This is a genomic window from Streptomyces sp. NPDC014861 (genome assembly GCF_043081625.1).
Taxonomy (GTDB): Bacteria; Actinomycetota; Actinomycetes; order Streptomycetales; family Streptomycetaceae; genus Streptomyces.
Map to the genome: position 1 here is coordinate 64,693 of NZ_JBIBWV010000027.1, position 25,286 is coordinate 89,978.

At 74.4% G+C, this 25,286-nt stretch carries 23 protein-coding genes; 10 read left to right on the forward strand and 13 right to left on the reverse strand.

Going from position 1 to position 25,286, the window contains the following annotated elements; genetic code table 11:
- Window positions 1–51: 51 nt before the first annotated feature.
- The gene (locus ACF1BN_RS33145) at window positions 52–1,089 is read right to left on the reverse strand and encodes a DUF3533 domain-containing protein (RefSeq protein ID WP_392335288.1); all 1,038 of its coding nucleotides are present in this window, start codon (window positions 1,087–1,089) and stop codon (window positions 52–54) included.
- Window positions 1,090–1,277: 188 nt separating this feature from the next.
- On the opposite strand from ACF1BN_RS33145, the gene ACF1BN_RS33150 reads away from it, so the two are divergent.
- From ACF1BN_RS33150 to ACF1BN_RS33160, 3 genes are all read left to right on the forward strand, one after another.
- A complete protein-coding gene (locus ACF1BN_RS33150; RefSeq protein ID WP_392335289.1) occupies window positions 1,278–4,736 on the forward strand; it encodes a DNA polymerase III subunit alpha in 3,459 nt (1,152 codons plus the stop codon).
- Window positions 4,733–5,707, forward strand: a complete 975-nt coding sequence (locus tag ACF1BN_RS33155; RefSeq protein WP_392335290.1) for a hypothetical protein — start codon at window positions 4,733–4,735, stop codon at window positions 5,705–5,707. The genes ACF1BN_RS33150 and ACF1BN_RS33155 overlap by 4 nt, the downstream gene beginning before the upstream one ends.
- A gap of 168 nt (window positions 5,708–5,875) precedes the next feature.
- Entirely contained in the window at window positions 5,876–6,739 is an 864-nt protein-coding gene (locus ACF1BN_RS33160) for an esterase/lipase family protein (protein ID WP_392335291.1), read from the forward strand.
- 88 nt (window positions 6,740–6,827) lie between these two features.
- On the opposite strand, the gene ACF1BN_RS33165 is transcribed toward ACF1BN_RS33160, so the two are convergent.
- Together ACF1BN_RS33165 and ACF1BN_RS33170 are read right to left on the reverse strand one after the other, a co-directional pair.
- Window positions 6,828–7,877: a lytic polysaccharide monooxygenase gene (locus ACF1BN_RS33165; RefSeq protein WP_392335292.1), complete on the reverse strand. Its 1,050-nt coding sequence runs from the start codon at window positions 7,875–7,877 to the stop codon at window positions 6,828–6,830.
- Between the two features lie 153 nt (window positions 7,878–8,030).
- The gene (locus tag ACF1BN_RS33170) at window positions 8,031–8,699 is read right to left on the reverse strand and encodes a response regulator (RefSeq protein WP_392335293.1); all 669 of its coding nucleotides are present in this window, start codon (window positions 8,697–8,699) and stop codon (window positions 8,031–8,033) included.
- 149 nt (window positions 8,700–8,848) lie between these two features.
- On the opposite strand from ACF1BN_RS33170, the gene ACF1BN_RS33175 reads away from it, so the two are divergent.
- The 4 genes from ACF1BN_RS33175 (at window position 8,849) to ACF1BN_RS33190 (ending at window position 12,546) form a co-directional block, all read left to right on the forward strand.
- Complete coding sequence (locus tag ACF1BN_RS33175; protein ID WP_392335294.1) at window positions 8,849–9,832, forward strand: Bug family tripartite tricarboxylate transporter substrate binding protein; 984 nt, start codon at window positions 8,849–8,851, stop codon at window positions 9,830–9,832.
- A gap of 113 nt (window positions 9,833–9,945) precedes the next feature.
- On the forward strand, window positions 9,946–10,455 hold the full coding sequence (locus tag ACF1BN_RS33180; protein WP_392335332.1) for a tripartite tricarboxylate transporter TctB family protein: 510 nt from the start codon (window positions 9,946–9,948) through the stop codon (window positions 10,453–10,455).
- A 3-nt stretch (window positions 10,456–10,458) separates the two neighbouring features.
- Window positions 10,459–11,952 (forward strand): tripartite tricarboxylate transporter permease, encoded by a 1,494-nt coding sequence (locus ACF1BN_RS33185; protein ID WP_392335295.1) that lies wholly within the window; start codon window positions 10,459–10,461, stop codon window positions 11,950–11,952.
- A 144-nt stretch (window positions 11,953–12,096) separates the two neighbouring features.
- Window positions 12,097–12,546, forward strand: a complete 450-nt coding sequence (locus ACF1BN_RS33190) for a DUF6299 family protein (protein ID WP_392335296.1) — start codon at window positions 12,097–12,099, stop codon at window positions 12,544–12,546.
- Window positions 12,547–12,647: 101 nt separating this feature from the next.
- Here ACF1BN_RS33190 and ACF1BN_RS33195 read toward each other — a convergent pair whose 3' ends face one another.
- Window positions 12,648–13,145: a DUF402 domain-containing protein gene (locus ACF1BN_RS33195; protein ID WP_392335297.1), complete on the reverse strand. Its 498-nt coding sequence runs from the start codon at window positions 13,143–13,145 to the stop codon at window positions 12,648–12,650.
- The gene (locus ACF1BN_RS33200; protein WP_392335298.1) at window positions 13,126–14,046 is read right to left on the reverse strand and encodes a GNAT family N-acetyltransferase; all 921 of its coding nucleotides are present in this window, start codon (window positions 14,044–14,046) and stop codon (window positions 13,126–13,128) included. Before ACF1BN_RS33200 ends, ACF1BN_RS33195 begins: the two co-directional genes overlap by 20 nt.
- 73 nt (window positions 14,047–14,119) lie before the next feature.
- On the opposite strand from ACF1BN_RS33200, the gene ACF1BN_RS33205 reads away from it, so the two are divergent.
- Complete coding sequence (locus ACF1BN_RS33205) at window positions 14,120–14,497, forward strand: GntR family transcriptional regulator (RefSeq protein ID WP_392335299.1); 378 nt, start codon at window positions 14,120–14,122, stop codon at window positions 14,495–14,497.
- A 43-nt stretch (window positions 14,498–14,540) separates the two neighbouring features.
- On the opposite strand, the gene ACF1BN_RS33210 is transcribed toward ACF1BN_RS33205, so the two are convergent.
- The 4 genes from ACF1BN_RS33210 to ACF1BN_RS33225 all read right to left on the reverse strand — a co-directional run bounded on the left by ACF1BN_RS33210 (window position 14,541) and on the right by ACF1BN_RS33225 (window position 18,403).
- On the reverse strand, window positions 14,541–15,650 hold the full coding sequence (locus tag ACF1BN_RS33210; RefSeq protein WP_392335300.1) for a DUF5925 domain-containing protein: 1,110 nt from the start codon (window positions 15,648–15,650) through the stop codon (window positions 14,541–14,543).
- Window positions 15,651–15,723: 73 nt separating this feature from the next.
- Complete coding sequence (locus ACF1BN_RS33215; protein WP_392335333.1) at window positions 15,724–16,488, reverse strand: polysaccharide deacetylase family protein; 765 nt, start codon at window positions 16,486–16,488, stop codon at window positions 15,724–15,726.
- Window positions 16,489–16,517: 29 nt separating this feature from the next.
- A complete protein-coding gene (locus ACF1BN_RS33220; protein ID WP_392335301.1) occupies window positions 16,518–17,570 on the reverse strand; it encodes a glycosyltransferase family 2 protein in 1,053 nt (350 codons plus the stop codon).
- Window positions 17,567–18,403: a glycosyltransferase family 2 protein gene (locus ACF1BN_RS33225; protein ID WP_392335302.1), complete on the reverse strand. Its 837-nt coding sequence runs from the start codon at window positions 18,401–18,403 to the stop codon at window positions 17,567–17,569. Before ACF1BN_RS33225 ends, ACF1BN_RS33220 begins: the two co-directional genes overlap by 4 nt.
- A 629-nt stretch (window positions 18,404–19,032) precedes the next feature.
- Here ACF1BN_RS33225 and ACF1BN_RS33230 point away from each other — a divergent pair.
- The gene (locus ACF1BN_RS33230; RefSeq protein WP_392335303.1) at window positions 19,033–19,839 is read left to right on the forward strand and encodes an SGNH/GDSL hydrolase family protein; all 807 of its coding nucleotides are present in this window, start codon (window positions 19,033–19,035) and stop codon (window positions 19,837–19,839) included.
- Here ACF1BN_RS33230 and ACF1BN_RS33235 read toward each other — a convergent pair.
- Window positions 19,823–20,833, reverse strand: coding sequence for a hypothetical protein (locus tag ACF1BN_RS33235; RefSeq protein ID WP_392335304.1), 1,011 nt, complete (start codon window positions 20,831–20,833; stop codon window positions 19,823–19,825). The genes ACF1BN_RS33230 and ACF1BN_RS33235 overlap by 17 nt on opposite strands.
- 297 nt (window positions 20,834–21,130) lie before the next feature.
- Here ACF1BN_RS33235 and ACF1BN_RS33240 point away from each other — a divergent pair, with 297 nt between their 5' ends.
- Window positions 21,131–21,403 (forward strand): hypothetical protein, encoded by a 273-nt coding sequence (locus ACF1BN_RS33240; RefSeq protein WP_376597463.1) that lies wholly within the window; start codon window positions 21,131–21,133, stop codon window positions 21,401–21,403.
- 129 nt (window positions 21,404–21,532) lie between these two features.
- On the opposite strand, the gene ACF1BN_RS33245 is transcribed toward ACF1BN_RS33240, so the two are convergent.
- From ACF1BN_RS33245 to ACF1BN_RS33255, 3 genes are all read right to left on the reverse strand, one after another.
- Window positions 21,533–22,729 (reverse strand): CaiB/BaiF CoA transferase family protein, encoded by a 1,197-nt coding sequence (locus ACF1BN_RS33245; RefSeq protein WP_392335305.1) that lies wholly within the window; start codon window positions 22,727–22,729, stop codon window positions 21,533–21,535.
- A gap of 370 nt (window positions 22,730–23,099) precedes the next feature.
- A complete protein-coding gene (locus tag ACF1BN_RS33250) occupies window positions 23,100–24,299 on the reverse strand; it encodes a type ISP restriction/modification enzyme (RefSeq protein WP_392335306.1) in 1,200 nt (399 codons plus the stop codon).
- Between the two features lie 198 nt (window positions 24,300–24,497).
- The gene (locus tag ACF1BN_RS33255) at window positions 24,498–25,247 is read right to left on the reverse strand and encodes a GntR family transcriptional regulator (protein ID WP_392335307.1); all 750 of its coding nucleotides are present in this window, start codon (window positions 25,245–25,247) and stop codon (window positions 24,498–24,500) included.
- Between the last annotated feature and the right edge of the window lie 39 nt (window positions 25,248–25,286).

Genomic DNA, 25,286 nt, shown 5'->3' on the forward strand with positions numbered 1-25,286 from the left:
CTCCCCGCGTCGTCGGCCGGGATCGCGGACCTCCCCGCGCCGCCGGCCGGGTCAGGCGCGGGGCTCGCCCAGCTCCGCCGCGATCGGCTCGCCCTCCGGCTTCCGCTTCAGCGAGGACATCACCAGCGTGACCACTGCGCCGACCACTGCCCAGGCGGAGAGCACCAGCATCGAGGCGGTCATGTCGTTGCCCTTGAAGTAGGCGATCGAGCGGGCCGCCCAGGTGCCCGCGCCCGGCGGCAGGGCCGGGCCGATCGCCTTCCAGAACGGCGGCAGCATCGGCGCGGGGAAGGCGCCGCCGGCGCTCGGGTTGCCCAGGACCACCACGAGCAGGATCGCCAGGCCGATGCCGACGATCCCGAAGACCGACTGGAGGGCGAGGGTGGCCGCGCCGACGGCGAAGACGACCAGGGTGCCGAGCCCCCACAGGGCGGCGACGGAGCCGGGCAGGGCGTCCAGGACCGGGCCGACGATGACCGCGCCGCCGAGGCCGCCGAGGACGGAGTAGAGCGCGAGGACGCCGAGCCGGATGATCGCCCGTTCGCGGTTGGCGGGCCGGGAGCCGGCGCTGATGGCGAGGATCGCGGCGCAGATGTAGCCGCCGACGCACCAGCCGACGACGAGGTAGAAGGCGGAGAGTCCGTCGAAGTCCCGCGGCGAGGCGGGGGCCACGTCGACCGTCCGCACCTGCCGGTCCTGGGCCGCCTCCACCCGGGTGAGGATCTGCTCCAGGGCGGAGGAGAGCACGGTGCCGCCGCCGGAGGCGACGAGCAGGGTGTCGGTCCGGGACGCCGGGTTCACGATCAGGGCCCCGTCGATCTCCCGGTTCATGATCTGGTCCCGGGCCTGGTCCGCGTCGGCCACCGCCCGCGGGTCGAGCGGGTCGCCGGGCAGTCTCTCCAGCTCGCCGACGAGGGTGGCGGACACCTGCCGGGGGGCGGCCACGCCGAAGGGCACGTCCGACGGCTTCGGGTTGTGCAGGGCTCCGACGTACGAGGTGATGAAGAGGAGCTGGAGGGCGAAGACCCCGACGACGAGCAGGGCGGCTCGGGGGGTGACGGCGCTTTTCAGTTCGTCGACGAGACTCATGCCCCCCAGGCTCCGGGGGAGGGGGCGTCCGCGCAGGTGGGAAGGGGCCGAACGGCTGACGGGGGCAGGTGTGCGCCGCTTATCGTACGCACGTTCGAAATGAGTTAGGGTGGTCGGTGGGGGTGGGAACGTCTGTACGAATACCGGTGCGGGAAGCACCGCCGGAGCAGGAACGCGGGAGGTGCGCCATGACGGGCTTCACCCATCTGCACGCCGCCTCGGGGCACTCCCTCCGGTACGGCGCCTCCCACCCCGCCGCCCTCGCCGCCCGCGCCGCCGAGCGGGGCCTGGACGCCCTCGCCCTGACCGACCGCGACAGCCTCGGGGGCGCGATCCGCTTCGCCAAGGCGTGCGAGAAGGAGGGCGTCCGCCCCCTCTTCGGCGTGGACCTCGCCCACGAACCCCTGACCGCCCCGGCCGGTGAGCCGGGCGACGGGCTCACCTCCGCACGCCGGGTCCCCGTGCGCGGCGGCGCCTTCGTCGACGAGTCCGCGCCCCGGGCCGTCTTCCTCGCCCGCTCCCGGGCCGGCTGGGCCTCCCTCTGCGCCCTCGTCACCGCCGCCCACGCCCGGACCGGGGAGGACCGCCGCCCCCTGCTGCCCGCCTCCGCCGACCCCGGCACCGGCCTCCTCGTCCTGCTCGGCCCCGACTCCGACGTCGGCCGCGCCCTCGCCGCCGGCCGCCCCGACCGGGCCGCCCGGCTGCTCGCCCCCTGGCGCGACCGGTACGGCGACGCGCTCCGCCTCGCCGCCGTCGACCACGGACGCCCCGGCGCCGGCCCCGGCTCCCTGCGGCTCGCCGCCCGCACCGTGGGCTTCGCCGCGGAACAGGGCGTCCCGCCCGTCCTCACCAACGCCGTCCGCTACGCCGACCCCGGCCAGGGCCCGGTGGCCGACGTCCTCGACGCCGCCCGCCGGCTCGTCCCGGTCGACCCCCGCAAGGGCCTCGACAGCGGCGAGGCGTGGCTCAAGGACGCCGCCGCGATGACGGCCGCCGCCGAGCGGATCGTCGAGGCCGCCGGCTTCCGCCCCGACGCGGCCCGCCGGCTGCTCGACCGGACCGCCGAGACCGCCGCCGGCTGCCTGGTCGACCCCGAGGACGACCTCGGCATCGGCTCCGCCCACTTCCCCGAGCCGCACCTCGTCGGCGCCGCGCACCGCACCGCCCAGCGCGTCCTCGCCTCCCGGGCCGCCGCCGGCATGGTCCTCAAGGGGTACGAGAAACGGGGCGCCTACTGGGACCGGATGCACCGCGAGCTCGACATCATCGCCCACCACGGCTTCGCCACCTACTTCCTGACGGTCGCCCAGGTCGTCGACGACGTCCGCTCCCTGGGCATCCGGGTCGCCGCCCGGGGCTCCGGCGCCGGCTCCCTCGTCAACCACCTCCTCGGCATCGCCCACGCCGACCCCGTCGAGCACGGCCTGCTCATGGAGCGCTTCCTCTCCAAGCGCCGCACCGCCCTGCCCGACATCGACGTCGACGTCGAGTCCGCCCGCCGCCTGGAGGTCTACCGGGCGGTCATCGGCCGCTTCGGCGCCGAACGGGTCGCCACCGTCTCCATGCCCGAGACCTACCGGGTCCGCCACGCCGTCCGGGACGTCGGCGCCGCCCTCTCCCTCGACCCCGCCGAGACCGACCGGATCGCCAAGGCCTTCCCGCACATCCGCGCCCGGGACGCCCTCGCCGCCCTCGACGAACTCCCCGAGCTGCGGGAACTCGCGGGCGAGCGCGAGAAGTTCGGACGCCTCTGGGAACTGGTCGAAGCCCTCGACGCGCTCCCGCGCGGCATCGCCATGCACCCCTGCGGAGTGCTCCTCTCGGACGCCTCGCTGCTCACCCGCACCCCCGTGGTCCCCACCAGCGGCGAGGGCTTCCCGATGTCCCAGTTCGACAAGGACGACGTGGAGGACCTCGGACTGCTCAAGCTCGACGTGCTCGGCGTGCGGATGCAGTCCGCGATGGCCCACGCCGTCGCCGAGGTCGAACGTGCCACCGGCACCCGCCCGGACATCGACGCGGTCCCGGCCGGCGACCCCGACACGTACGCCCTGATCCGCTCCACCGAGACCCTCGGCTGCTTCCAGATCGAGTCCCCCGGCCAGCGCGACCTGGTCGGCCGGCTCCAGCCCGCCACCTTCCACGACCTCGTCGTGGACATCTCGCTCTTCCGCCCGGGGCCGGTCGCCGCCGACATGGTCCGCCCCTTCGTCGAGGCCCGGCACGGCCGCGCCCCCGTCCGCTACCCCCACCCCGACCTGGAGGAACCCCTGCGCGAGACGTACGGCGTGGTCGTCTTCCACGAGCAGGTCATCGAGATCGTCCGGATCATGACCGGCTGCGACCGGGCCGAGGCCGACCAGGTGCGGCGCGGGCTCTCGCACCCCGAGTCGCAGGGCCGGATCAAGGCGTGGTTCGCCGAGCTGGCGAAGCGCCGGGGGTACGCGGACGAGGTCGTCGCCCGCACCTGGGAGATCGTGGAGGCCTTCGGCTCGTACGGCTTCTGCAAGGCGCACGCGGTCGCCTTCGCCGTGCCCACCTACCAGTCGGCCTGGCTCAAGGCCCACCACCCGGCCGCCTTCTACGCCGGGCTGCTCACCCACGACCCGGGCATGTACCCCAAGCGGCTGCTGCTCGCCGACGCCCGGCGGCGCGGGGTGCCGGTGCTGCCGCTGGACGTGAACCGGTCGGCGGTCGCCCACCGTATCGAACTGGTGTCCGATGGGCCTCCGGTGTGGGGGCTCCGGCTCGGACTCGCCGACGTCCACGGCATCAGCGAGGCCGAGTCCGCCCGCATCGAGACCGGCCGCCCCTACGCCTCCCTGCTCGACTTCTGGGAGCGCGCCCGCCCCGCCAGGCCCGTCGCCGAACGCCTCGCCCAGGTCGGCGCCCTCGACGCCTTCGGCGCCAACCGCCGCGACCTCCTCCTGCACCTCACCGAACTCCACCGCACCCAGCGCGGCGCCGCCTCCTACGGCGGCCAACTGCCGCTCGCCCAGGGCCGGAAGACCGCGCCCATCGGCCTGCCGGACCTCGACGAGTCGGAGCGCCTCAGCGCCGAACTCGGCATCCTCGGCATGGACGCCTCCCGCCACCTCATGGGCGACCACCACGCCTTCCTCCGCGAACTCGGCGTCGTCTCCGCCGAGCGGCTGCGCTCCACCCCCCACGGCCGGACCGTCCTCGTCGCGGGAGCCAAGGCCGCCACCCAGACCCCGCCGATCCGCTCCGGGAAACGCGTCATCTTCACCACCCTCGACGACGGCACCGGCCTCGTCGACCTCGCCTTCTTCGACGACGCCCACGAGCGGTGCGCCCACACCGTCTTCCACTCCTGGCTGCTCCTGGTCAGGGGCGTGGTGCAGCGGCGCGGCCCGCGCAGCGTCAGCGTCGTCGGCGCCGCCGCCTGGAACCTCGCCGAACTGGTCGAACTGCGGTCCGCCGGAGGCCTCGACGCGGTGGGGGAGCGGCTGTCCGAGCAGCGGGTGCCGGAGCGGACGGATTCCGGCCCGGCCGACAACGGGCGCCGGATCCGCATGGAGACCGGCTACGAGATGAACCCCTGGGCCGACCTCCGGCCGGCCGGGGACGGCGCCGCCACCCCCGCGCGGAAGCTCTGGCACAGCAGCCCGGGGAGCGCCGGATGATCCTCTGCGTACGCTTCGGACCGGAGGCGGGGGAAGCGCTCCTGCCCCGACTCGTCGACCTGCTGGGCGAGTTCACCCCCGTCGTGGAGGCCGCCCCGCCCCACGAGGCGCTCGCCGACGTGCGCGGCGCGCTGCGCTACTTCGACCGCACCCCCGCCGAACTCGCCGCCGTGATCCGCGTCCGGGCCCTCGCCCTGTACGGCGTCGACTGCGTCATCGGCGCCGGGCCCAACCCGATGCTCGCCCGCATGGCCGCCCGCGAGGCCCGGCCCGGCCTCACCCTGACCGTCGACGACCCGGAGGCCTTCCTGCGCGACCGCCCCGTCGTCGCGCTCGACGGCGTCGGCCGCACCACCGCCCGCGCGCTCTGCGGCTACGGCCTCGACTCCGCCGGACGCGTCGCCGACGCCCCGCTCGCCGTGCTCCAGCGGCTCGTCGGCGCCAAGGCCGGCCGCGAGCTGTGGGAGCGGGCCCGGGGCATCGACCGCACCCCCGTCGTACCGAACGCCGCCGCCCGCTCGCTCGCCGCCGAGCGCTCGCTCGCCGCCGAGCGCTCCTTCCCGCACGACGAGACCGACCGCACCGAACAGCGCCGGGCGCTGCTCTCGCTCGCCACCGAACTCGGCGCCCGGCTGCGGACCGAGGCCCAGGTCTGCCGGTCCCTCGCGCTCACCGTGCGGTACGCCGACCGGAGCACCACGAGCCGGAGCCGTACCCTGCCCGAACCGACCGCCCACACCACGGCGCTCACCGCCCTCGCCTACGGGCTCCACGACTCCCTGGGTCTCCAGCGGGCCCGGGTGCGGGGCGTCGCGCTGCGGGCCGAGGGCCTGGGGCCGGCCGAACGGGCCGCGCACCAGCTCACCTTCGACCCGGCCGACGAGAAGGCCCGGCGGATCGAGGCGGTGGCCGACCGGGCCCGCGCCAGGTTCGGTCCGCGCGCGATCCTCCCGGGCTCGCTGGCCGCCTGAACGACCCTCCTATCAGGAAAGTCTGACGACACGCCAGTTTTTACCGACGCGTAACTTCCCAGTCGGTAACACCCGTGCGTAACTTGGCCGGAGAGCATCCCCACTTGTGGTCCGGACCGCAGGGCACAGCACCCCCACCATCCCCTTGAGCCGCAAGGAGATCGCCCGATGCTGCCCCGGAACCCCTGGAAGCACCTCGCCAGAGTCCTGTCCGTCCTGCTCCTGACGGCCGCCGCCGTCCTCGCTCCCACCGCCGCCGCCCACGCCGCCCCGAGCCGGGGCTGGAACGACTGGTCCTGCAAGCCCTCCGCCGCCCACCCGCGCCCGGTCGTCCTGGTCCACGGAACCCTCGGGAACTCCGTCGACAACTGGCTCGTCCTCGCGCCCTACCTGGTGAACCGCGGCTACTGCGTCTACTCGCTCGACTACGGCCGGCTGCCGAACGTGCCCTTCTTCCACGGCCTCGGCCCCATCGAGAAGTCGGCCGGCGAGCTCGACGCCTTCGTCGACCGGGTCCTCGCCGCCACCGGCGCCCCCGAGGCCGACCTCGTCGGCCACTCGCAGGGCGGCATGATGCCCCGCTGGTACCTCAAGTTCCTCGGCGGGGCCGAGAAGGTGAACGCGCTCGTCGGCATCGCCCCCGACAACCACGGCACCGACCTGCTCGGCCTCACCAGGCTCCTGCCGTACTTCCCCGGCGCCGAGGGCCTGATCAAGGCGACGACGCCGGGCCTCGCCGACCAGATCGCCGGCTCCGCCTTCCTCACGAAGCTCAACGCGGGCGGCGACACCGTGCCCGGCGTCCGCTACCACGTCATCGCGACCCGGTACGACGAGGTCGTCACGCCGTACCGCTCGCAGTTCCTCTCGGGGCCGAACGTCACCAACGTCCTCATCCAGGACAAGTGCGCCCTCGACCTCTCCGAGCACGTGGCCATCGGCACGGTGGACCGGGTCACCTTCCACGAGGTGGCCAACGCCCTCGACCCGGCCCGCGCCACCCCGACCACCTGCCTGTCGGTGATCGGCTAGCCCCGGGACCCGGTCCCGCGCCTGATCCCGGACCCGGCCTCGGTCTCGGTCCCCAGGCCCGGCCTCAGGATCGGCCTCAGGATCGGCCTCAGCCCCGGCGGGTCCGCCGCCGGGTCGTGCCGAAGAGCACCGCCGCTCCGGCCGCCAGCACGCCGGCCCCGCCCAGCGCGAGGTACGGCGTGAGGGCGTCCCCACCGGTCTCGGCGAGCTCCACGGACTCGCCGGCACCGGCGGCGGCGGGCGCGTTCGCCGCCTTCGTCGCGGTCGCGGCCGGCGTGCCCGCGGGGGCGGCCTCCGTCGCCTCCGCGGTCGGCTCCGGCCGCGTCTCCGCGCTCGCCTCCGCGCTCGGCCGCGTCGTCGCCCCGGCGGTCCGCTCGGGCGCCGCCGCCGTGGCCTCCGCCCCCGTCGAGGCGTCGTGGTCGCCGTGTCCGCCGTGCTCGACGGAGGACTCGTCCTTCCCGTCCTCGATCTGACCGTCGCTCGGCGCGGAGGCGGACGGCGCCGCCCCGCCGCTGTCGGAGCCGAACACCACGTCGGAGCAGGTGTAGAACGCCTCGGGGGAGTCGGACCGCTGCCAGATCGAGTAGATCAGGTGCCGGCCCGACTTCTTCGGCACCGTTCCCTCGAAGAGGTAGTCACCGTTCTGCATCCCGGGGTCGGTCACCGTCACGAACGGCTGCGCCTCCAGGTCCGACCACTTCAGCGGCTTCGACGGGTCGTAGCCGTCCTTCGTCACGTACAGCTCGAACGAGCCCTTGTGCGGCGCCGTCCCCTTGTACCGGAAGGTGTGCTTGCCGGACGCCAGCTTCGACGCCGGCCAGTCCGCCCGGGCGAGGTCCAGGCCCCGGTACTTGTCGTTCCCGGCGCTGCACAGCTTCCCGTCCGCGATCAGCTGCCGGTGCTGCCCGGCCGCGTTCGCGATGTTCACCGCGTTCCAGTCGTAGAACGCCTGCGCCCCGCTCGCCGCCACCGCCGCCTTGCACGCCGCCGACGACGGCGACTCGGGCCCCTCCGCGTAACAGGCCGCGACCCGGCTCACCGGATCGGTCATCGAACCGTGCGCGAAGGCGGGGGCGCCGGCGAGCCCGGCGAGGACCAGAGCGGTGGTGGCGACAGCGACCGTACGACGAGACGTCATGGGGGGAACACTCCTGGAACGAGGGCGGTGTGGGGGGTGGTGCCCCGCACGCTAGCCCCGGAGATCCCCGAAGAAGGGCCCGCAGAAGGCGAGATCGCGATTCTTAGGGCCGCTTTAAGGTCCCCGAAAGAGCCCCCTCAGGAACGGCCCGCCTCACCCCGCCGGCCGGTACCTCCGCTCCGGGCGCCCCGTGCCTCCGTAGCGGAGGGTCACCTCGGCGCGGCCCGTGGCCGCGAAGTGCTCCAGATAGCGCCGGGCGCTGACCCGCGAGAGCGAGCCCGCCTCCGCGCACTCCGAGGCCGACAGCCCCTCCGGACGGGCCCGCAGGATGCCCTCCACCAGCTCCGCCGTGTGCGCCGCGAGCCCCTTCGGAAGCTCCCGGGAACCCCGCGGACGGGTACCGAAGACCTGGTCCACGTCCTCCTGGCGGGCCTCGTCCAGACCGTCCAGCCGGGATCGCAGCGAGGCCACGTGCCGCAGCTGCTCGTGGAGCGCCGACTGGTGGAAGGGCTTGATCAGGTAGTGCAGCGCGCCGGCCCGCAGCGCCTCCCGCACCATCCCCGCGTCCCGGGCCGCCGTGATGAAGAGCGCGTCCATCGCCAGACCGGCCCCGCGCAGCTCCCGCAGCACCCCGATGCCGTCCATGTCCGGCAGGAAGATGTCCAGGAGCACGAGGTCGGGGCGCAGCAGGTGGGCGGCGCGCAGCGCCTCCGCCCCGGTGTGCGCGACACCGACGACGGAGAAGCCCGGCACGGCCGACACGTAGCGGCTGTGCAGCTTGGCCACCATGAAGTCGTCGTCGACCACCAGCACCTTCGTCACGCCGGACACGGTAGGTCGCGACCACAAGGACCACAACGTCCGTTGGTTGCGGAAGAGCGACAGCTTCCTCACGCGCGGGCAACATGTGGCCCACTTCACTTCTCCCGGGCCCGTCCCGGAACCCACCCCATCATCGAGAGGCGGCCGCGTTGCGTCTTCGCACCCCCTTCGCCCTGCTCGGGGCGGCGCTGCTGGTGCTCGTCGGTCCGCCGCTGCTCACCCCCGGCAGCGGCTCCGACACCGGCACCGACATACCCGGCCTGCGGTTCATGGTCCCCAACACCCCCGGCGGCGGCTACGACATCACCGCCCGCACCGCGGCGAAGAACGCCGAGGAGGCCGGTCTCACCGGCGACATCGAGGTCTTCAACCTGCCCGGAGCGGGCGGCACCGTCGGCCTCACCCGGCTCGTCGGCGAGCGCGGCGACGGCCGCCTCGCCATGTCGATGGGGCTCGGCGTCGTCGGAGCCGTCCACACCAACAAGACCCCCAGGACCCTCGCCGACACCACCCCGATCGCCCGGCTCACCGAGGAGCAGGACATCGTCGTGGTCTCCAAGCACTCCCCGTACCGCACGATCCAGGAGCTGCTCGCGGCCTGGAGGAAGGAGCCCGGCAAGCTGCCCGTCGGCGGCGGCTCCTCGCCCGGAGGCCCCGACCACCTCGCCCCGATGCTGATGGCCCAGGCCGCCGGCATCCCGCCGAAGGAGGTCAACTACATCCCCTTCGACGGCGGCGGCGAACTCCTCGCCTCCATCCTCGGCGACAAGGTCGCCTTCGGCGTCTCCGGCGTCGGCGAGTACCTGGACCAGATCGAGGCGGGCGAGCTGCGCCTGCTCGCCGTCACCGGCGCCGAGCGGGTCCCCGGCCTCGACGCCCCCACCCTCCGCGAGGCCGGCCTCGACACCGAGTTCACCAACTGGCGCGGCATCGTCGCCCCGCCCGGCCTCACCGACGCCGAGCGGGACAAGCTCGTCGCGCTCGTCACGAGGCTGCACGACTCGCCCCAGTGGCGCGAGTCCCTGAAGACCCACGGCTGGACCGACGCCTTCCTGCCCGGCGAGGAGTTCGGCGCGTTCCTCACCGAACAGAACACCCGTGTCGACACGGTGCTGAAGGAGCTGGGACTGTGACCACCCCGCCGCCCCCCTCGCCCGAGGACCGACCCACGGACCGGCCCACGGACCCGCCCAAGGACCGGCTCACGGACCGGCTCACGGACCGGCCCACGGACCGGCCCGCGGACCTGCCCAAAGGCCGGCTCAAAGACCGGCTCAAGGACCGCTCCGAGCTCGGTGTCAGCGCCCTGCTGCTGCTCCTCGGAGTCCTCGTCCTCACCGACGCCCTCACCCTCGACGTCGACCTCACCGCCCGCGGCCCCGTCGGCCCGGCGACCGTCCCCCTCGTCGTGGGCTGCGGCCTCCTCGTCGTCGCCGTCCTCCTCGCCCTCGACGTGCTCCACGGAGGCCGGGGCGAGGCCGAGGGCGGCGAGGACATCGACCTCGACGCCCCCGCGGACTGGCGCACCGTCCTGCTCCTCGTCGGCGTCTTCCTCGGCTTCGCCGTCCTCATCGGCCCGCTCGGCTTCCCGGTCTCCGGCGCCCTGCTCTTCTGGGGCGCGGCCTACGCCCTCGGCAGCCGCCACCCCGCGCGCGACCCGCTGATCGCGGCCGTCCTCTCCCTCCTCACCTACGGCGTCTTCGACCGCCTGCTGGGCGTTCCGCTGCCCGGCGGGCCGCTGATGGGAGTGCTCTGACCCATGGAATCCCTCAACTCCCTGATGGACGGCTTCGGGACCGCCCTCACCCCGGTGAACCTGCTGTGGGCCGCCGTCGGCGTGCTCCTCGGCACCGCGATCGGCGTGCTGCCCGGCATCGGCCCCGCCATGGCCGTCGCCCTGCTCCTGCCGGTGACGTACGGCCTCGAACCCACCGGCGCCTTCATCATGTTCGCCGGCATCTACTACGGCGCCATGTTCGGCGGCTCCACCACCTCGATCCTGCTCAACACCCCCGGCGAGAGCGCGGCCGTCGTCGCCGCCATGGAAGGCCATCCGATGGCCAGGGCCGGGCGGGGCGCGCAGGCGCTCGCCGCCGCCGCGATCGGCCACTTCACCGGCGGCATGATCGGCACCGTCCTGCTCGTCGCCCTCGCCCCCGCCGTCGCGGCGCTCGCCGTCGACATCGGCGCCCCCGACTACTTCGCCCTGATGGTCCTCGCGTTCATCGCGGTGACCTCGGTCCTCGGCTCCTCCCGGATCCGCGGCGTCGCCTCCCTGCTCATCGGCCTCACCATCGGACTGGTCGGCCTGGACCAGCTCACCGGCCAGCAGCGGCTCACCTTCGGCTCGCTCCAGCTCGCCGACGGCGTCGACGTCGTCATCGTCGCGGTCGGCCTCTTCGCCATCGGCGAGGCCCTCTGGGTCGCCGCCCACCTGCGCCGCACCGCCGGCCGGCCCGTCCCGGTGGGCCGCCCGTGGCTGGGCCGCGAGGACCTGCGGCGCACCTGGAAGCCGTGGCTGCGCGGCCCGTTCATCGGCTTCCCGTTCGGCGCGATCCCGGCCGGCGGCGCGGAGATCCCGACCTTCCTGTCGTACGTGACGGAGAAGCGGCTCTCGAAGCACAAGGACGAGTTCGGCAGGGGCGCCGTCGAGGGCGTCGCGGGACCCGAGTCGGCCGCCTCCGCCTCCGCAGCCGGCACCCTCGTCTCCATGCTGACGCTCGGCCTGCCGACGACGGCTGTCGCCGCGGTGATGCTCGCCGCCTTCCAGCAGTACGGCATCCAGCCCGGCCCGCTGCTCTTCGAGCGGGAGCCCGAGCTGGTGTGGGGCCTGATCGCCTCGCTCTTCGTCGGCATGGTGCTGCTGCTCGCGCTCAACCTGCCGCTCGCGCCCGTCTGGGCGAAGCTGCTGCGCATCCCGCGCCCGTACCTCTACGCCGGCATCCTGTTCTTCGCCGCCGTCGGGGCGTACGCGGTCGGCGGCGAGGCCCTGGACCTCGTCGTCCTCCTGGTGGTCGGCCTCCTCGGCCTCGGCATGCGCCGCTACGGCCTGCCGGTGCTGCCGGCGGTGATCGGCGTCATCCTCGGCCCGGCGGCCGAGCAGCAGCTCCGCCGCGCCCTCCAGATCAGCGACGGCTCCGTCACCGGACTGGTGAACACCCCGTTCTCGGTGACCGTCTACGCGATCGTGCTCCTCCTGCTGGTGTGGCCGGTGGTACGGAAGGCGGTGACCCGCGCGCGGACCGAGGCGTGAGCGCCGGGGGCGTACGACGATACGACGGTAGGGGTGAGCTTCGGCCAACGCGCCGATGAAGGAGTGAGTTTCGGACAGCGGGCGGCGGGATCCGGTATCCCTGGCGGGCGTAGTCTCCCCCCACCTCGAAGGGACACCCCCCCCATGCGCGTCCGATTCGCCCTCGCCGTCACCGCCCTCGTCGCCGCGACCGCCGCCCCGCTCGCCCACGCGGGAGGGGCGGACGGCCGCACGGCCGACCCGGCCGGACGGTTCGCCGACCTCCTGACGGTCGACCGGGCCGGCCTCCTCGGCGCCGACGGCACGATCACCCTCTCCGGCACCTACCGCTGCCTCGACGACAGCGCGGGCCCGGTGCTCGTCGGCTCCACCCTGCGCCAGCAGGACCGTTCCGCCGGGATCGGCGGCACCCGCGCGGTCTGCGACGGCGCGCTCCACACCTGGACCAACACCGCGGTGGTGAAGGACCCCGCCTACCAGCCCGGCGACGCCCGCGTCGAGGCCACCCTGACGCAGCTCACCACCCAGGGCGGCCTCGGTCTCCCCACCCCCGGCCTCCTCGCCGCCGAGGAGGCCCCGGTCACCCTCGCCTGAGCCGCCCCCGGCCACCCTCGCCCGACCCGCCCCCGGTCATCCTCGCCCGAGCCGCCCCCTCCGGATCCCGCCGCGCCCGCGGCGCGGCCGCTCCGCCCGGATCAGGCGGCGGGGGCGGGCCGGCCGAGCAGGGCCACCAGGCCGTGCCGACCCAGCTGTTCGAGCTCGTCGAGGGCGGCCACGGCCCGCCGGGCCGCCTCCGGATCGGCGGCGGTGAGACCGCTCGCCGCGAACTCGTCCTCGTCGAGCCGCAGCACCTCGCTGCCGTCCGCCGACACCCACAGGTCCAGGTCCAGGTCCTCGACCGTCACCCCGGCCGCCCCGAACTCGGCCGGCCGGGTGATGTCGCAGTACCAGCCCTTGAGCCGGCCCTCCGCCGACCACACCTCCTTGACGGTGAACCAGCGGTCCGTCCAGTAGTGCTCGACGAAGACGTCACCCGGCTCGAAGCGGACGAACCCGAAGTCCCGCACCCCCTCGGCGGCCCACGGGGCCCGCACCGACAGCCGCGTCGCCGTCTCCGCCACCACCTCGGCGGGATAGCGGATCTTCAACCGGCCCGCCTTCCACAACGCCACCTCAACCGAGCGTCCTGACATACCGCACCTCCGTCGCGTCGACCGTGTACCCGAACCACTCGTTGATCGCCAGCATCGGCCCGTTCCCGGCGTCGTTGCCGGTGAACGCCTCCGTGCAGCCCGCCGCCCGCGCCCGGTGCAGCGACGCGTTCTTGGCGAGCTTCGCCAGCCCGCGCCCCCGGAAGGCCGGGGCCGTCCCCGTCATCCCCGAGGAGTACCGGCCGAGCCCGTCGGTCCGCGCCGCGCTGAACGCGGCCGGCACCCCCTCCACCACCGCCACCGTCGTCAATGAACGGGCGTGCAGCGGGTGGTCCCAGGTGGTCTCCAGCCAGTGCGGGTAGTCGTCCAGCTCGGCCTGCACGTCGCTCGGCTCGTCGGCGGTGGTCGCCGCGTCCAGCTCGAAGAGCGGCCGCGGATCGGCCGCGAACTCCTCGGCGGAGACCAGCTCCACGCCCGCCGGCGGCTCCTGGAGCGGCGGCAGCCCCGCCGTCAGGTCCAGCCGCAGGAAGTGCGCCGACCGGCTCGGCGCGTACCCCCGCCGCTCCGCGAACGCCCGGTTCCACGGGGCGTCGAGGATCCAGCTGTAGAGCGCCGTCGCACCCCGCTCGACCAAGTGCTCCTCGGCCGTGCGGACCAGCAGCGATCCCGCGCCCAGCCCCCGACGGGCCGGATCCACGTACACGTTGAGACTGCCGATGCCGGGCTCCGGGGAGTCGTGGGCGAGGGAGACCTGGGCGGTCCCGATCACCTCGCCCTCCTCGGTGACCGCCACCAGCGGCCGGCTGTGCGCCTCCGGGTGCGCGTGCGCCCAGTCGAAGGCCACCTGCTCCGCGGTGGCGAGCATGCAGGGGAGGGCCGCGCGGCGGACGCGGGCGAAACCCTCGGCGTCCTCGGGCCGTACGTCACGGACGATCACAGTCATGGGGCCGCACGCTACGGCCGGGGCCACGCCGCCGCCTCCCATTTTCCGGTGGGGTGGGGGCAGAATCGGGTGGGTGACACTGACACTCGCCGTGGACCACCAGTCCACCACCGCCCCCTACGAACAGCTGCGCGCCCAGATCTCGGAGCGCGCCCGGTCGGGCAGACTGCCGGTCGGCTACAAGCTGCCCACGGTCCGGGGACTCGCGGAGCAGCTGGGGCTCGCCGCGAACACGGTCGCCAAGGCGTACAAGGCCCTGGAGTCGGACGGGGTCATCGAGACCCGCGGCCGGCACGGCACCTTCGTCGCGGCGGCCGGCGACGCCGCCAGCCGCAGGGCCGCCTCCGCCGCCGCCCAGTACGCCGAGGAGGCGTACCGCCTGGGTCTCACCCGGGACGAGGCCCAGGCCGCCGTACAGGACGCGCTGCGGGCCGCCTACGACTCCGAGTGAGGCCGGCGGGTCCGTCCGGACGCCCCGGCGGACCCGTCACGGCTCACAGGTAGAGGCCGGCCGCCGGGGAGCGCTGCTCCGGCAGCTCGGCGGGGGAGGCGCCGCGCCGCAGCGCGAACAGCTCCGCGAGCGTGGCGCCCCCGGACGGCACCCCGTCCTCCCGGCCGAGCCAGGCCACCGACTCGGCCCGGGTCAGCGGCCCGACCTCGATCCGCGCCAGGCAGCGGCCGGGGCGCACGATGGCCGGGTGGAGGCGCTCCAGGTCCTCGTTGGTGGTGAGGCCCACCAGCACGTTCCGCCCCTGGCCGAGCAGGCCGTCGGTCAGGTTGAGCAGCCGGGAGAGGGCCTGGCCGGTGGCCTCCTTCGCCCCGCCCCGGATCAGCTCGTCGCAGTCCTCCAGGAGCAGCAGCCGCCACCGCTCCTTCTCGGTGCCGTCGTCCTCGCCGATGGCGATGTCCATCAGGTACCCGACGTCGTTGAAGAGCCGCTCGGGGTCGAGCACGCAGTCCACCTGGCACCAGTCCCGCCAGGAGCGGGCGAGGGTGCGCAGGGCGGAGGTCTTCCCGGTGCCGGGCGGGCCGTGCAGCAGCAGGAGCCGGCCGGTGACGTCCTCGGGGGTCAGCTTCATCAGCCGGTCCATCGACTCGGCCACCGGCGCCGTGTAGTTGGGGCGGGCCCGCTCCCAGGTGTCCGCGCTGATCGGGCGGGTCATCCGGCGCGGTCCGCGCTGCGGGGCCAGGTACCAGAAGCCCATGGTGACGTCCTCGGGCTCCGGCTCGGGCTCGTCCTTGGCGCCGTCGGTGGCCTCGGCGAGGATCCGCGCGGCCAGCTCCGGATCGGTCGCCGTCACGGTGACGTCGGCGCGGTGCTTCCAGCGGGAGGCCAGGATCGTCCACCCCTCCCCCTCGGCCAGGACGGAGCTGCGGTCCTCCTCCTTGGCCCCCCACAGCACGCGGGCGCCCGGCGGCAGCAGGGTCGCGTCGGACCGGGCCCGGTCCAGGGTGAGGCCGTGCGCGTGCGGCTGCGTCCCGGTGGTGAACCGGTCGAGGAAGAGCGCGTCCATGACGTCGCTCGGCGAGTCGCTGTCGTCGAGGTTGACCACGACCGGCAGCGGTTCGCGCGGCCCGGGCGGTACGGCGGGGGTGTCTGGCATGCCGCCATGATCCACCGCCCGACCGGGCCGCGCACCGGGTTTTGCCCGCCGGGCCGCGCTCCTCCGGGCAGGGTCAGATCCAGTGCCCGCGCACCGCTCCGCGGGCCCGGCGGGCGAGCGCGTACCCCTTCGTCAGGGCCCGGTCGGCGGCGAAGTCCCGGGCCACGGAGCTTCCTTCGACGTGGCGGACGAACTGCTCGACCGTGGTGGACCGGCGCACGGTCACCCGCTCCAGGGCGTACGGCCCCTGGTGGCGGCGGGCGAGCGCGTTGCCGACCGCGAGCGCCTGGGCGAAGCCGGCCTCCCGGACGGCGCTCCGCACCCGCCGGCTGGAGTAGCCGTACGGGTAGGCGAAGGAGTCGGGCGCGGTGCCGAGCTCCTCGCCGACCAGCTCCCGGCAGCGCAGCGCCTCGAACCGCAGCCGTCGCGCGTCGAGCTGGTCCAGCTGCGGGTGGCTGTGGCTGTGCCCGCCGATCTCGGTCCCGGCGGCGGCGAGTTCGCGGACCTGCCCCCAGCTGAGCATGGTGTCGAGTTCGCCTCCGGTGGCGTGCCGCCCGGGCAGCCAGCCGCTGGTGACGAAGACGGTGCTCACGAAGGAGTGCTCGGCGAGCACCGGCAGGGCGTGGCGGTGCACGCCCTCGTAGCCGTCGTCGAAGGTGACGAGCACCGGCCGCGCGGGCAGCTCCGCGCCGGTCCGCCAGGCGGCGGCGAGCGCGGCGGTGGTGACCGGCGTGAAGCCCCGCTCGGCCAGTACGGCCATCTGCGCGGCGAACGCCTCGGGGGTCACGGAGAGCCCGAGCGTCGCGGGCGCCGGATCGTGGGCGACCGCGTGGTACATGAGGATCGGTACGGGGGCGGGCGGCGCGCTCACGCGACCGCCTCCCTCGCACCGGCGTCCCGGTCCTCCCCGGGGACGTGCGCCGGCTCGATCGGCCCCCAGGAGAAGGAGGGGGAGTGGCCGCGGCGGGCGCGGAGGGTGCCGAGGGCGTAGCCCCCGGCGGCGAGCGCCACGCCCGTGACGATGGCCCCGGCCCGGCCCGCGCCGCCCGGCCGGCCGAGCAGGGTGTCCCGCACCCCGCGCAGCACCCCGGCGGGGAGCACCCGGCTGGTGTAGCGCCGCTCGGACTCCAGGCCCTTGCCCGCGCCGACGCTCTGGGCGACGAGCGCCTTGGACAGGCCCTCGGCGTAGACCCGGGTGCGGAAGTAGGCGAAGCGCTCGCGGGCGGCGGGCACCTTGTGGTGGATGACCGCTCGGTCGTCGATGAGCAGGACCGCGTCCGGCACCGCGTTCGCGAGCCGGATGCACAGCTCGGTCTCCTCGCAGCCGAGCGGCCGCCGGTCGCCGTCCCGTCCGATGCCGGTGGCGAAGCCGCCGGCCGCGTCGAAGGCGGTGCGCCGGAAGGAGGCGTTGCCGCCGAGCACGTTGCGGACCCGTACCCGGCCCGGGGGCAGTCCCCGGTAGGTGCAGCCGACGACCCAGTCGAACTCCTCGGGGAACCAGGCGGGCCGGCGGCCGGAGGCCCAGGCGGGCAGTGTGCGCCCGCCGACGGCGACGACCTCCGGGTCCCGGTAGCCGGCGGCGAAGTGGTGGAGCCAGTCGCGCTCGGCCACGGCGTCGTCGTCGAGGAAGGCGACGAACTCGCCGCGGGCGGCGGCGATCCCGGTGTTGCGGCCGGAGGAGAGGCCGCGGGGGCCCGCGTTGGCGAGCACCCGCACCTCCTCGCGGTTCCGCGCGTCCGCGTACTCCTCGGTGAGCCGGTCCAGGAGCCGCTCGTTGTGGTCGACGACGAGCAGGGTCTCCAGGGGGGCCAGCGACTGTTTCCGGACGGAGTCGACGGCGGCGAGGATGTCCCCCCACCGCTCCTCCGTGTAGACGCAGATCACCACCGAGAAGCGGGGCGGGGTGGTGCCGTCGCTCAAGACGTCTCTCCCCGGGGGACGTTGACGGAGAAGGCGGCGGGGCGGCGGAGCGCCCGGGCGGCCTTGGTGACGCGCTTCTCGCGGAGGATCACCTTGAGGACCCGGATGCCGTCGCGCACCGCGTTCAGGTTGCTGACGCCGTGGATCCGCAGGTACTCGTGGCTCGGGACCTCCTGCACCTTCAGGCCGGCCTTGACGACCCGGATGTTGATGAGGGTCTCGATCTCGAAGCCGGTGCAGTCGAGGGTGATCTTGTCGAGGCAGTGCTTCCAGAAGGCGTTGTAGCCATAGCAGAGATCGGTGTAGCGGGCGCCGAACTTCCGGTTGACGAGGGCGCAGAGTGCCCAGTTCCCGAGCCGGCGGATGCCGGTCATGTCGTCGGTGCCGCCGCCGTTGGCGAAGCGCGAGCCCTTGGCGAAGTCGGCGCCGCCGACGAGGGCGGAGACGTAGGAGACGATCTCCTGGCCGTCCGCCGAGCCGTCGGCGTCGACCATCACGATGATGTCGCCGGTGCAGGCGGCGAAGCCGCTGATCAGGGCGTCGCCCTTGCCCTTGCCGACCTGTTTGACGACCTTCACGTCGGGCCGGAGTCCACGGGCCACCTCGACGGTGTCGTCCGTCGAGTTTCCGTCGACGAGTACGACTTCGTGAATCCATTCCGGCAGCGACTTGAACACGTACGGAAGATTTTCCGCCTCATTCATCGCGGGAATGACGACGCTGACAGGCGGAGTGATCGCCAGATGCGAAGTGATGGCCCGGTACTGGGCCGCTATTCGACTCGGCTCGGTGAATTCATGGCCCGTGACGGCCGGGCGCAGGAACGAGCTCATGGTCGGTTTCCCTCTCGTCCGGTGGGCGCCCACCCCTGGGCCGCCCGATCGTGTGTCCGGTTCGAAAGGGGGGTTCTCGCCATCCCCGCACGAAAGCGATCTCCTTGCGGGATCGGTGAGTTGGCATGACTGGCCGCGCGGTACCCGCGACCCGGCGCACAGCGCACCGGGCACGGCACCCCCCTACCGCGCCCCGCTCCGGTGCCAACGGGACTATGGCGGCTCTCCCCTGAGCCGCCTTGCCGATGAACCGATGCGGGTGAGATGTACGACGGTATTGATGAATGGGACTGTATGGCAAGTGCCGCTTGTACGGCCCGGTTTCTGGCACTTTGGCGAGCAAACTGTGATCGAAAGCGCTGTCTCCTTGATCGGATTGGACCAATCCGTTTCCGCTATGAGGACAGGGAGGAGCGGGCGCTCTCCCGTGGAGGGTCGGGCGGATGTGCCGCGGTCCCGTTCGGTCAGAAGCGGGACCGGATCCTCCGGTTCCTCAGATGTCCGGAAAGTGACAGTCTCTGAGGCGGCATCACTCGCTCCTCGGAGGCAACTTTGACATGAACACTTCCGGTGTGGCCGATCCGATGCTACTTCCTGGTAGCGCAGAGATCCTGCTACAGGGAGGTTTCATGAAACTGTCGCGCATCGCGGCCTTCGCGTCCTCGCTCCTGCTCGGTTCCGTCCTCGCCCTGACCGGGGTGGGGACCGCGCAGGCCGCCGAGAGCGCCGCCCTCGACTACGTGGCCCTCGGCGACTCGTACTCCTCCGGCGTCGGTGCCGGCAGCTACGACAGCGCCAGCGGCGACTGCAAGCGCTCCACCAAGGCGTACCCGCGCCTCTGGGCCAACGCCAACTCCCCCTCCTCCTTCGCCTTCACCGCCTGCTCCGGCGCCGTCACCACCGACGTCACCGGCAAGCAGCTCGGCCCCCTCTCCTCCGCCACCGACCTCGTCTCGATCACCATCGGCGGCAACGACGCCGGCTTCGCCGACGTCATGACGACCTGTGTGCTCCAGTCGGAGACCACTTGCGTCAACCGGGTGAACCAGGCGAAGGGATACGTCGACACGACCCTGCCCGCCCGGCTCGACGCCGTGTACAACGCCATCCGGGCCAAGGCCCCGGCCGCCCGGGTCGTCGTCCTCGGCTACCCGCGCTTCTATCAGCTCGGCGGATCATGCGTCGCCGGGCTCAGCGAGAACGAGCGCAGAGCCATCAACGGCGCCTCCGACCACCTCAACGCCGCGGTCGCCAAGCGCGCGGCCGACCACGGCTTCGCCTTCGCCAGTGTCGTGCCGGCCTTCACCGGCCACGAGATCTGCTCCGGCTCGGCCTGGCTGCACAGCGTCAACTGGCTCAACATCGGTGAGTCCTACCACCCGACGGCCGCCGGCCAGTCGGGCGGCTACCTGCCCACGTTCAGGAACGCGGCGTAACAGCGGACCCCCCGCCCTCCGCACCCGTACCCGCGGCGCCGGGAACGGCAGGAGCGGTGCTCGACGCCCCGCCCCCGCCCGGACCGGCGCCCCGACCCTCGTCCCTGATGGCCTGCCAGACCAGCGCCGCCAGGATCACCAGCAGCCCCGCGATCCCCGCCGCGAGCACCACGCCCCTGCGGGGACGTCGCCGCCGCACACCGGAGCGCGCGGGCTCCTCCGTACGCGCCCCGCGCACCCCCGCGGGGCCGTCGTGCTCCCGATGCTCCGACCGCTCCCGATGCTCCGGATCGCGCTCCGGCGCGCCCGTCGGAGCGCTCCCGCGAGGCCGCTCCCCGGCCCCGGCCGCCCGCTCCAGCTCCCGTACGGCCCCGGCCCGCACCTCCGCGTCCCCGTCGGCCAGCCCCCGGACCACCGGCGCCAGCGGCCCCGACCGCGGATCCGCGACCATCGCGGCGAGCAGCGCGCCCAGCGACCGCAGATCCTCCTCGGGCCCCGGCGGCGGGGCCTCCGGTGCGGAGGTCCCGGTGGCCACACCGGTCACCACGACCCGCCCGTCGTTCGCGAGCAGGACCCGGTCCGGGGCGAGCCCGTGATAGGGGACACCCGCCTCCCGGGCCGCCCGCAGCGCCGCCAGCACGCCGAGCGCCACCCGCGCCGCCTCCCGGTCAGGCAGCTCCCCGTCCGCCTCCAGGGTCTCCGCCAGCGTCAGCCCGCGGACCAGCTCCATCACGATCCACGGCCGGCCCCGCTCCACGGCCACGTCGTACACCTCGGCCACGCCGGGGCCCCGGATCGCCTCCGCCGCCCGCGCCTCGCGCTCCACCCGCGCGTACAGCAGCCGCTCCTCCGCCTCGGGAGTCCCCGGCGGGGCGTGCACCTCCTTGACGGCCACCTCGCGGCCGAGCGCCTCATCCCTGGCGCGCCAGACGATCCCCGCCGCGCCCTCCGCGAGGGCGTCCAGCAGCCGGTAACGGCCCGCGATCAGCGTCATGGACCCACGGTAGCCGCGCCCCCGCCGGGTGGCGACCCGCTCGAACGGACCTCGGTGGCGTAGATCACACCGGCCTTCGGAGCCGCAGGTGGACGGCCGGGGTGCAGGATGGTTCATGACGGTTCGGCAGGTGTTCGAACCCTGTCCAACTCGCCCTGGAATCAGACGGATTCGTAGAGTGACCGTCAACCCCCGTACGAGTGCAGTCGATCCGGACGGCGGGATACACGGGTGTCACTGTGGGGCGATAGGGTTAACCTGCCCGGGCCGGGTGCCCTCGTACGGGTGGGGAGTGACATGGAACAGATAACGATGCGAAGCAGGCCGCGTGTGCCTGCCATCACCTGCGGGAGCAGCGCGACCAGTTCGCGCCTCGACCGCCATCTCGCGGTGCTCGGCGGACCCGCCGTGCCGCAGCGCGACGTGGCCGAGGCGACCCTGCTCATGCGGGAACTGACGACGCGTCGCCACGAGGCGCCGGCCCAGAGCGGCCACGCCGGCCGTGCGCGGGTCTCGCTCTTCGCCCCGCTCCGCCGTCTGCGCCGCACCCTCTTCGGCGCCCGCCACTAGCCGGTCCGCCGCGCCGCGTCCCCGACGCGGTCCACCGACGGGCCCGCAGCCCACATCCACCCGCAGACCGAGAGCGCCGGACGTGTCCCCGCCCGTCCGGCGCTTCGTCGTGTCCGCGCCCGGCCCCGCTCAGGCGATCACGCCCGCGGCCCGCAGCTCCTTCACCTCCGCCGCCCCGACACCCAGCTCCGCGAGGATCGCGTCGGTGTGCTCGCCGAGTGCCGGGATCCCGCCCATCGGCGCCTCCGGGGAGCCCGGGAAGCCGACCGGCGGCAGCAGTGACGGCAGCGGTCCCACGGGGGAGTCCACCGGGCGCCAGCGGTCCCGGGCGGCGAGCTGAGGGTGGTCCACCAGCTCCGCCACCGAGTTGAGCCGCGCGCAGGCGACGCCGGCCGCGTCCAGGCGCCGTACCGCCTCGTCGGCGGGGAGCGCGCCGAGCGCCGCCCCCACCGCCGCGTCGGTCGCGGCCCGGCCCGCGACCCGGGCCGCGTTGGTCGCGAACGCCGGGTCACCGGCGAGTTCCGGCCGCTCCAGCACCTGCTCGGCGAGCCGCCGCCACTCCCGGTCGTTCTGCACGGAGAGGAGCACCAGCCCTCCGTCCGCCGTCGGATAGGCGTCGTAGGGCGCGATCACCGCATGCGCGAGCCCCGTGCGCGCCGGGGCCGTACCTCCATGCGCCCCGTGGTGCAGCGGATGCCCCATCCACTCCGCGAGCGCGTCGAACAGCGAGACCTCCACCGGTCCGCCCCGGCCCGTCGTGCCGCGCCGGACGAGGGCGGCGAGGACGCCCGCGTACGCGTACATCCCGGCCGCGATGTCGGCGGCCGGGATGCCGGACTTGACGGGTTGTCCGGGCGTGCCGGTGACCGAGACGAGTCCGGTCTCGCACTGCACGAGCATGTCGTACGCCCTCCGGTGGGCGTAGGGGCCGTCCGGCCCGTACCCGGAGACGTCCACGGCGATCAGCCTCGGGTGCGCGGCGCAGAGGGTGGCCGCGTCGAGGCCGAGCCGGGCCGCCGCCCCGTGCGCGAGGTTCTGCACGAAGACGTCGGCGCCCGCCACGAGCCGCCCCAGCAGCTCCCGTCCGCGCGGCGCCTTCAGGTCGAGGGCGACCGACTCCTTGCCGCGGTTGCACCAGACGAAGTGCGAGGCCAGGCCCCGGGCGGCGGTGTCGTAGCCGCGGGCGAAGTCGCCGCCGTCGGGGCGCTCGACCTTGACCACCCGGGCGCCGAGGTCGGCGAGCTGCCTCGTGGCGAAGGGGGCGGCGACGGCCTGCTCGACGGAGACGACGGTGATCCCGTCCAGGGGGAGTGGCTGAGTGCTCATGCCCGTCTGCCTACCGCGCGCGGACGGGCCCTGTCACCAGGAGCCGCGTCACACCGCCCGCTCAGCGGCGCGCGCACCGCCGGAGGGCGAGCGGCCCGCCGGAGGGGGCGGAGAGGTCGGAGGGGGCTGAGGGTCCGGTGGGGGTGGAGAGGGTTGAGGGGCCGCAGGGGGCCGAGAGGTCGGAGGGGACTGAGGGGGCGGAGAGGTCGGAGGGGGCCGAGAGGTCGGAGGGGATTGAGGGGCCCGGGGGGACTGAGGGGGCGGGGGTACTGGGGGCCCGGGGGTACTGAGGGGGCGGGGGTACTGGGGGCCCGGGGGTACTGAGGGGGCGGGGGTACTGGGGGCCCGGGGGTACTGAGGGGGTGGGGCGTCACACCAGCATGAACTGGCCCTCCGGGCCCTCCTCCTGATGGTCGAACACCGAGGCGGGCCGGCGCGCGCGGTCCGGCACCGGCAGAACCCCGGCCGCGCGCAGCGCCGACCGGCTGGGCCCGCCGCCCGCCGTGAACGGCGCGCGCTCCGCCTCCCGCGCGCCGAGCAGCGCCAGCACCGTGACCAGTTCGAGGAGTTCGGAGGTCCACTCCTGAGGCCAGGCGGAGGGGCCGATCGCCTCCAGGGTCCCCGGTTCGGCGGGCGCCGTACGGCGGGCGAACCACTGCTCCAGGACCCGCACCCCGCCCACCCGGTACTCCCAGGCCGCCTCGGGGACCGGCGAGATCCGGCCCTCGCCGACGCTCAGCACCTCGCCCTCGGAGTCGTACGAGAGCGACTCGGGGCGCGGCGGGATCGCCGCCCGCACATAGGGGCGCCGCCCGCCCGGCAGCCGCGGCCGCGCCCCCGTCAGCGCGCCCCGCAGCTGGACGTCCAGCAGCTCCCGGCCGCAGGCCACGCCCGCCGCCCACACCGCCGGGCCCGCGGGCAGCGGCACCCTGCAGCCGGCGGGGGAGGGGACCGCCGCCGCGACGGTCCAGGCGAGCCAGCGGTACGGGTCGGCCGACCCGTACCGCTCGCGGAGGAAGCCGGCCAACCCCGGTGCCAGATTCGGCTCCGCGCCGCCGGGGCGACGGAACAGCGGTCGGATCCGGCCCGGGCGGCCCGCGGGGGAACGCCCCTCCGGCAGCGCGCCGCACACCAGCAGCGCGGGACCGGCCGCCCCCGGCACCTGCCCCTGCTCCACCGCGAAGAGCTGCGGATCGCCCGCCACCCGCCACAGCTCGGGGCGGGCGGTGTCGATCAGCCGGTGGTCGGGGAGGAGCCACTGCTCGTCGAAGGGTCCGGCCAGCACCCGCACCGGCTCGGGGCAGGGACCGCTCTCGCGGGCGAACCGGCCGGTCCCGGTCCGCTGCCCCGGCAGTGCCGCCACCGCCGTGCCCGTGGTGCGCGCCCGGCTCGGCCGGAACAGCGTCTCCCGCTCGCCGCCCTCCGCGGCGACCAGCCGGTCCCAGCGCCGCCGCAGCGTCCGCGCGTCGGGCGCCACCACCCACGCCCGCCCGAACCGCAGCGGCGCCACCGACCACGGCATCAGCTCGTCCAGGAGGGGGATGTCGTCGGCGTCCGTCACGCCCCGCATGCTAACGAGCGCCGTCCGTACGGAGCCAGCGCCGTCCGTACGGTGCCCCGTACGGGGCCGGCGCCGCCCGTGCGGTGCTGGTGCCAGCCCGTACGGTGCCAGTGCCGTCGTGCGGGGTCGGCTGCGTCGTACGGAGCGGCTGGCGGCGTCCGTGCGGGCCGCGGCGTCCGTGGGGGCCGGGGGCGCGAGGGAAGGGCCTCAGTGGGCCTCGACCGTCACCGTGAAGGAGAAGCGGTCGCCGCGGTAGCGGATGCGGGCGACGTCGACGACCCGCCCGTCCTCGTCGTAGGTGACGCCGGTGTAGTGGAGGATCGGCGAGAGCAGCGGGACCTTGAGGAGTTCGGCGGTCTCCGGGTCGGCGAGGCGGGCCTCGACGGTGTCGGTGATCCGGCTGATCCGTACGCCGACGACGTCCCGGAGCACCTTCGTCATCGGCCAGCGCTCCAGGTCCGCCGGGTCGATCGCGGCGGCGAATTCCGGCCGGACCGCGTTCTCCGCCCAGTTGGTCGGTTCGTCGCTCTCGCCGTCGGACCGCAGCCGGCGGTAGGTCGCGACCTCGGCCATGTCCGGGAAGTACTCGGCGAGATCGCCGGGCACCGGTTCCGGGCCGTGGCCGAGGACGGTGGTCCGCTCGCCGGACTGCTGGGCCACGATCGCGTCGATCGAGCCGAGCAGCCGGCGCGGGGTGGAGCGCCGGGCGCCCGGCTCGATGAAGGTGCCGCGCCGCCGGTGCCGGCTGATCAGCCCCTCCTCCTCCAGCTCCTTCAGCGCCTGCCGCATGGTCAGCACGCTGACGCCGTAGTGCGCGGCGAGCTGCTCCTCGGTGGGCAGCCGCAGCGAGGCGTCAGGGGTGCGGCCCAGTATGGAGGCGCGCAGGGACTGCGAGACCTGGTACCACAGCGGGAGCTTGCGGTTCAGGACCAGCGAGTCGGGGGCGAAGGCGGTCACGGCGTTCTCCGTACGACGACGGGGTGGGGCGGCTGAGCC

What these genes read in the sequence shown, in the direction of transcription:
- ACF1BN_RS33215 (WP_392335333.1), bottom strand. Translation starts at nt 16,488, where the DNA reads ATGTACCACGCGGTCGCCCACGATCCGGCGCCCGCGACGCTCGGGCTC.
- ACF1BN_RS33145 (WP_392335288.1), bottom strand. Translation starts at nt 1,089, where the DNA reads ATGAGTCTCGTCGACGAACTGAAAAGCGCCGTCACCCCCCGAGCCGCC.
- ACF1BN_RS33225 (WP_392335302.1), bottom strand. Translation starts at nt 18,403, where the DNA reads ATGAGCTCGTTCCTGCGCCCGGCCGTCACGGGCCATGAATTCACCGAG.
- ACF1BN_RS33210 (WP_392335300.1), bottom strand. Translation starts at nt 15,650, where the DNA reads ATGCCAGACACCCCCGCCGTACCGCCCGGGCCGCGCGAACCGCTGCCG.
- ACF1BN_RS33200 (WP_392335298.1), bottom strand. Translation starts at nt 14,046, where the DNA reads ATGACTGTGATCGTCCGTGACGTACGGCCCGAGGACGCCGAGGGTTTC.
- ACF1BN_RS33195 (WP_392335297.1), bottom strand. Translation starts at nt 13,145, where the DNA reads ATGTCAGGACGCTCGGTTGAGGTGGCGTTGTGGAAGGCGGGCCGGTTG.
- ACF1BN_RS33150 (WP_392335289.1), top strand. Translation starts at nt 1,278, where the DNA reads ATGACGGGCTTCACCCATCTGCACGCCGCCTCGGGGCACTCCCTCCGG.
- ACF1BN_RS33160 (WP_392335291.1), top strand. Translation starts at nt 5,876, where the DNA reads ATGCTGCCCCGGAACCCCTGGAAGCACCTCGCCAGAGTCCTGTCCGTC.
- ACF1BN_RS33250 (WP_392335306.1), bottom strand. Translation starts at nt 24,299, where the DNA reads ATGCGGGGCGTGACGGACGCCGACGACATCCCCCTCCTGGACGAGCTG.
- ACF1BN_RS33235 (WP_392335304.1), bottom strand. Translation starts at nt 20,833, where the DNA reads ATGACGCTGATCGCGGGCCGTTACCGGCTGCTGGACGCCCTCGCGGAG.
- ACF1BN_RS33230 (WP_392335303.1), top strand. Translation starts at nt 19,033, where the DNA reads ATGAAACTGTCGCGCATCGCGGCCTTCGCGTCCTCGCTCCTGCTCGGT.
- ACF1BN_RS33245 (WP_392335305.1), bottom strand. Translation starts at nt 22,729, where the DNA reads ATGAGCACTCAGCCACTCCCCCTGGACGGGATCACCGTCGTCTCCGTC.
- ACF1BN_RS33185 (WP_392335295.1), top strand. Translation starts at nt 10,459, where the DNA reads ATGGAATCCCTCAACTCCCTGATGGACGGCTTCGGGACCGCCCTCACC.
- ACF1BN_RS33155 (WP_392335290.1), top strand. Translation starts at nt 4,733, where the DNA reads ATGATCCTCTGCGTACGCTTCGGACCGGAGGCGGGGGAAGCGCTCCTG.
- ACF1BN_RS33165 (WP_392335292.1), bottom strand. Translation starts at nt 7,877, where the DNA reads ATGACGTCTCGTCGTACGGTCGCTGTCGCCACCACCGCTCTGGTCCTC.
- ACF1BN_RS33240 (WP_376597463.1), top strand. Translation starts at nt 21,131, where the DNA reads ATGGAACAGATAACGATGCGAAGCAGGCCGCGTGTGCCTGCCATCACC.
- ACF1BN_RS33190 (WP_392335296.1), top strand. Translation starts at nt 12,097, where the DNA reads ATGCGCGTCCGATTCGCCCTCGCCGTCACCGCCCTCGTCGCCGCGACC.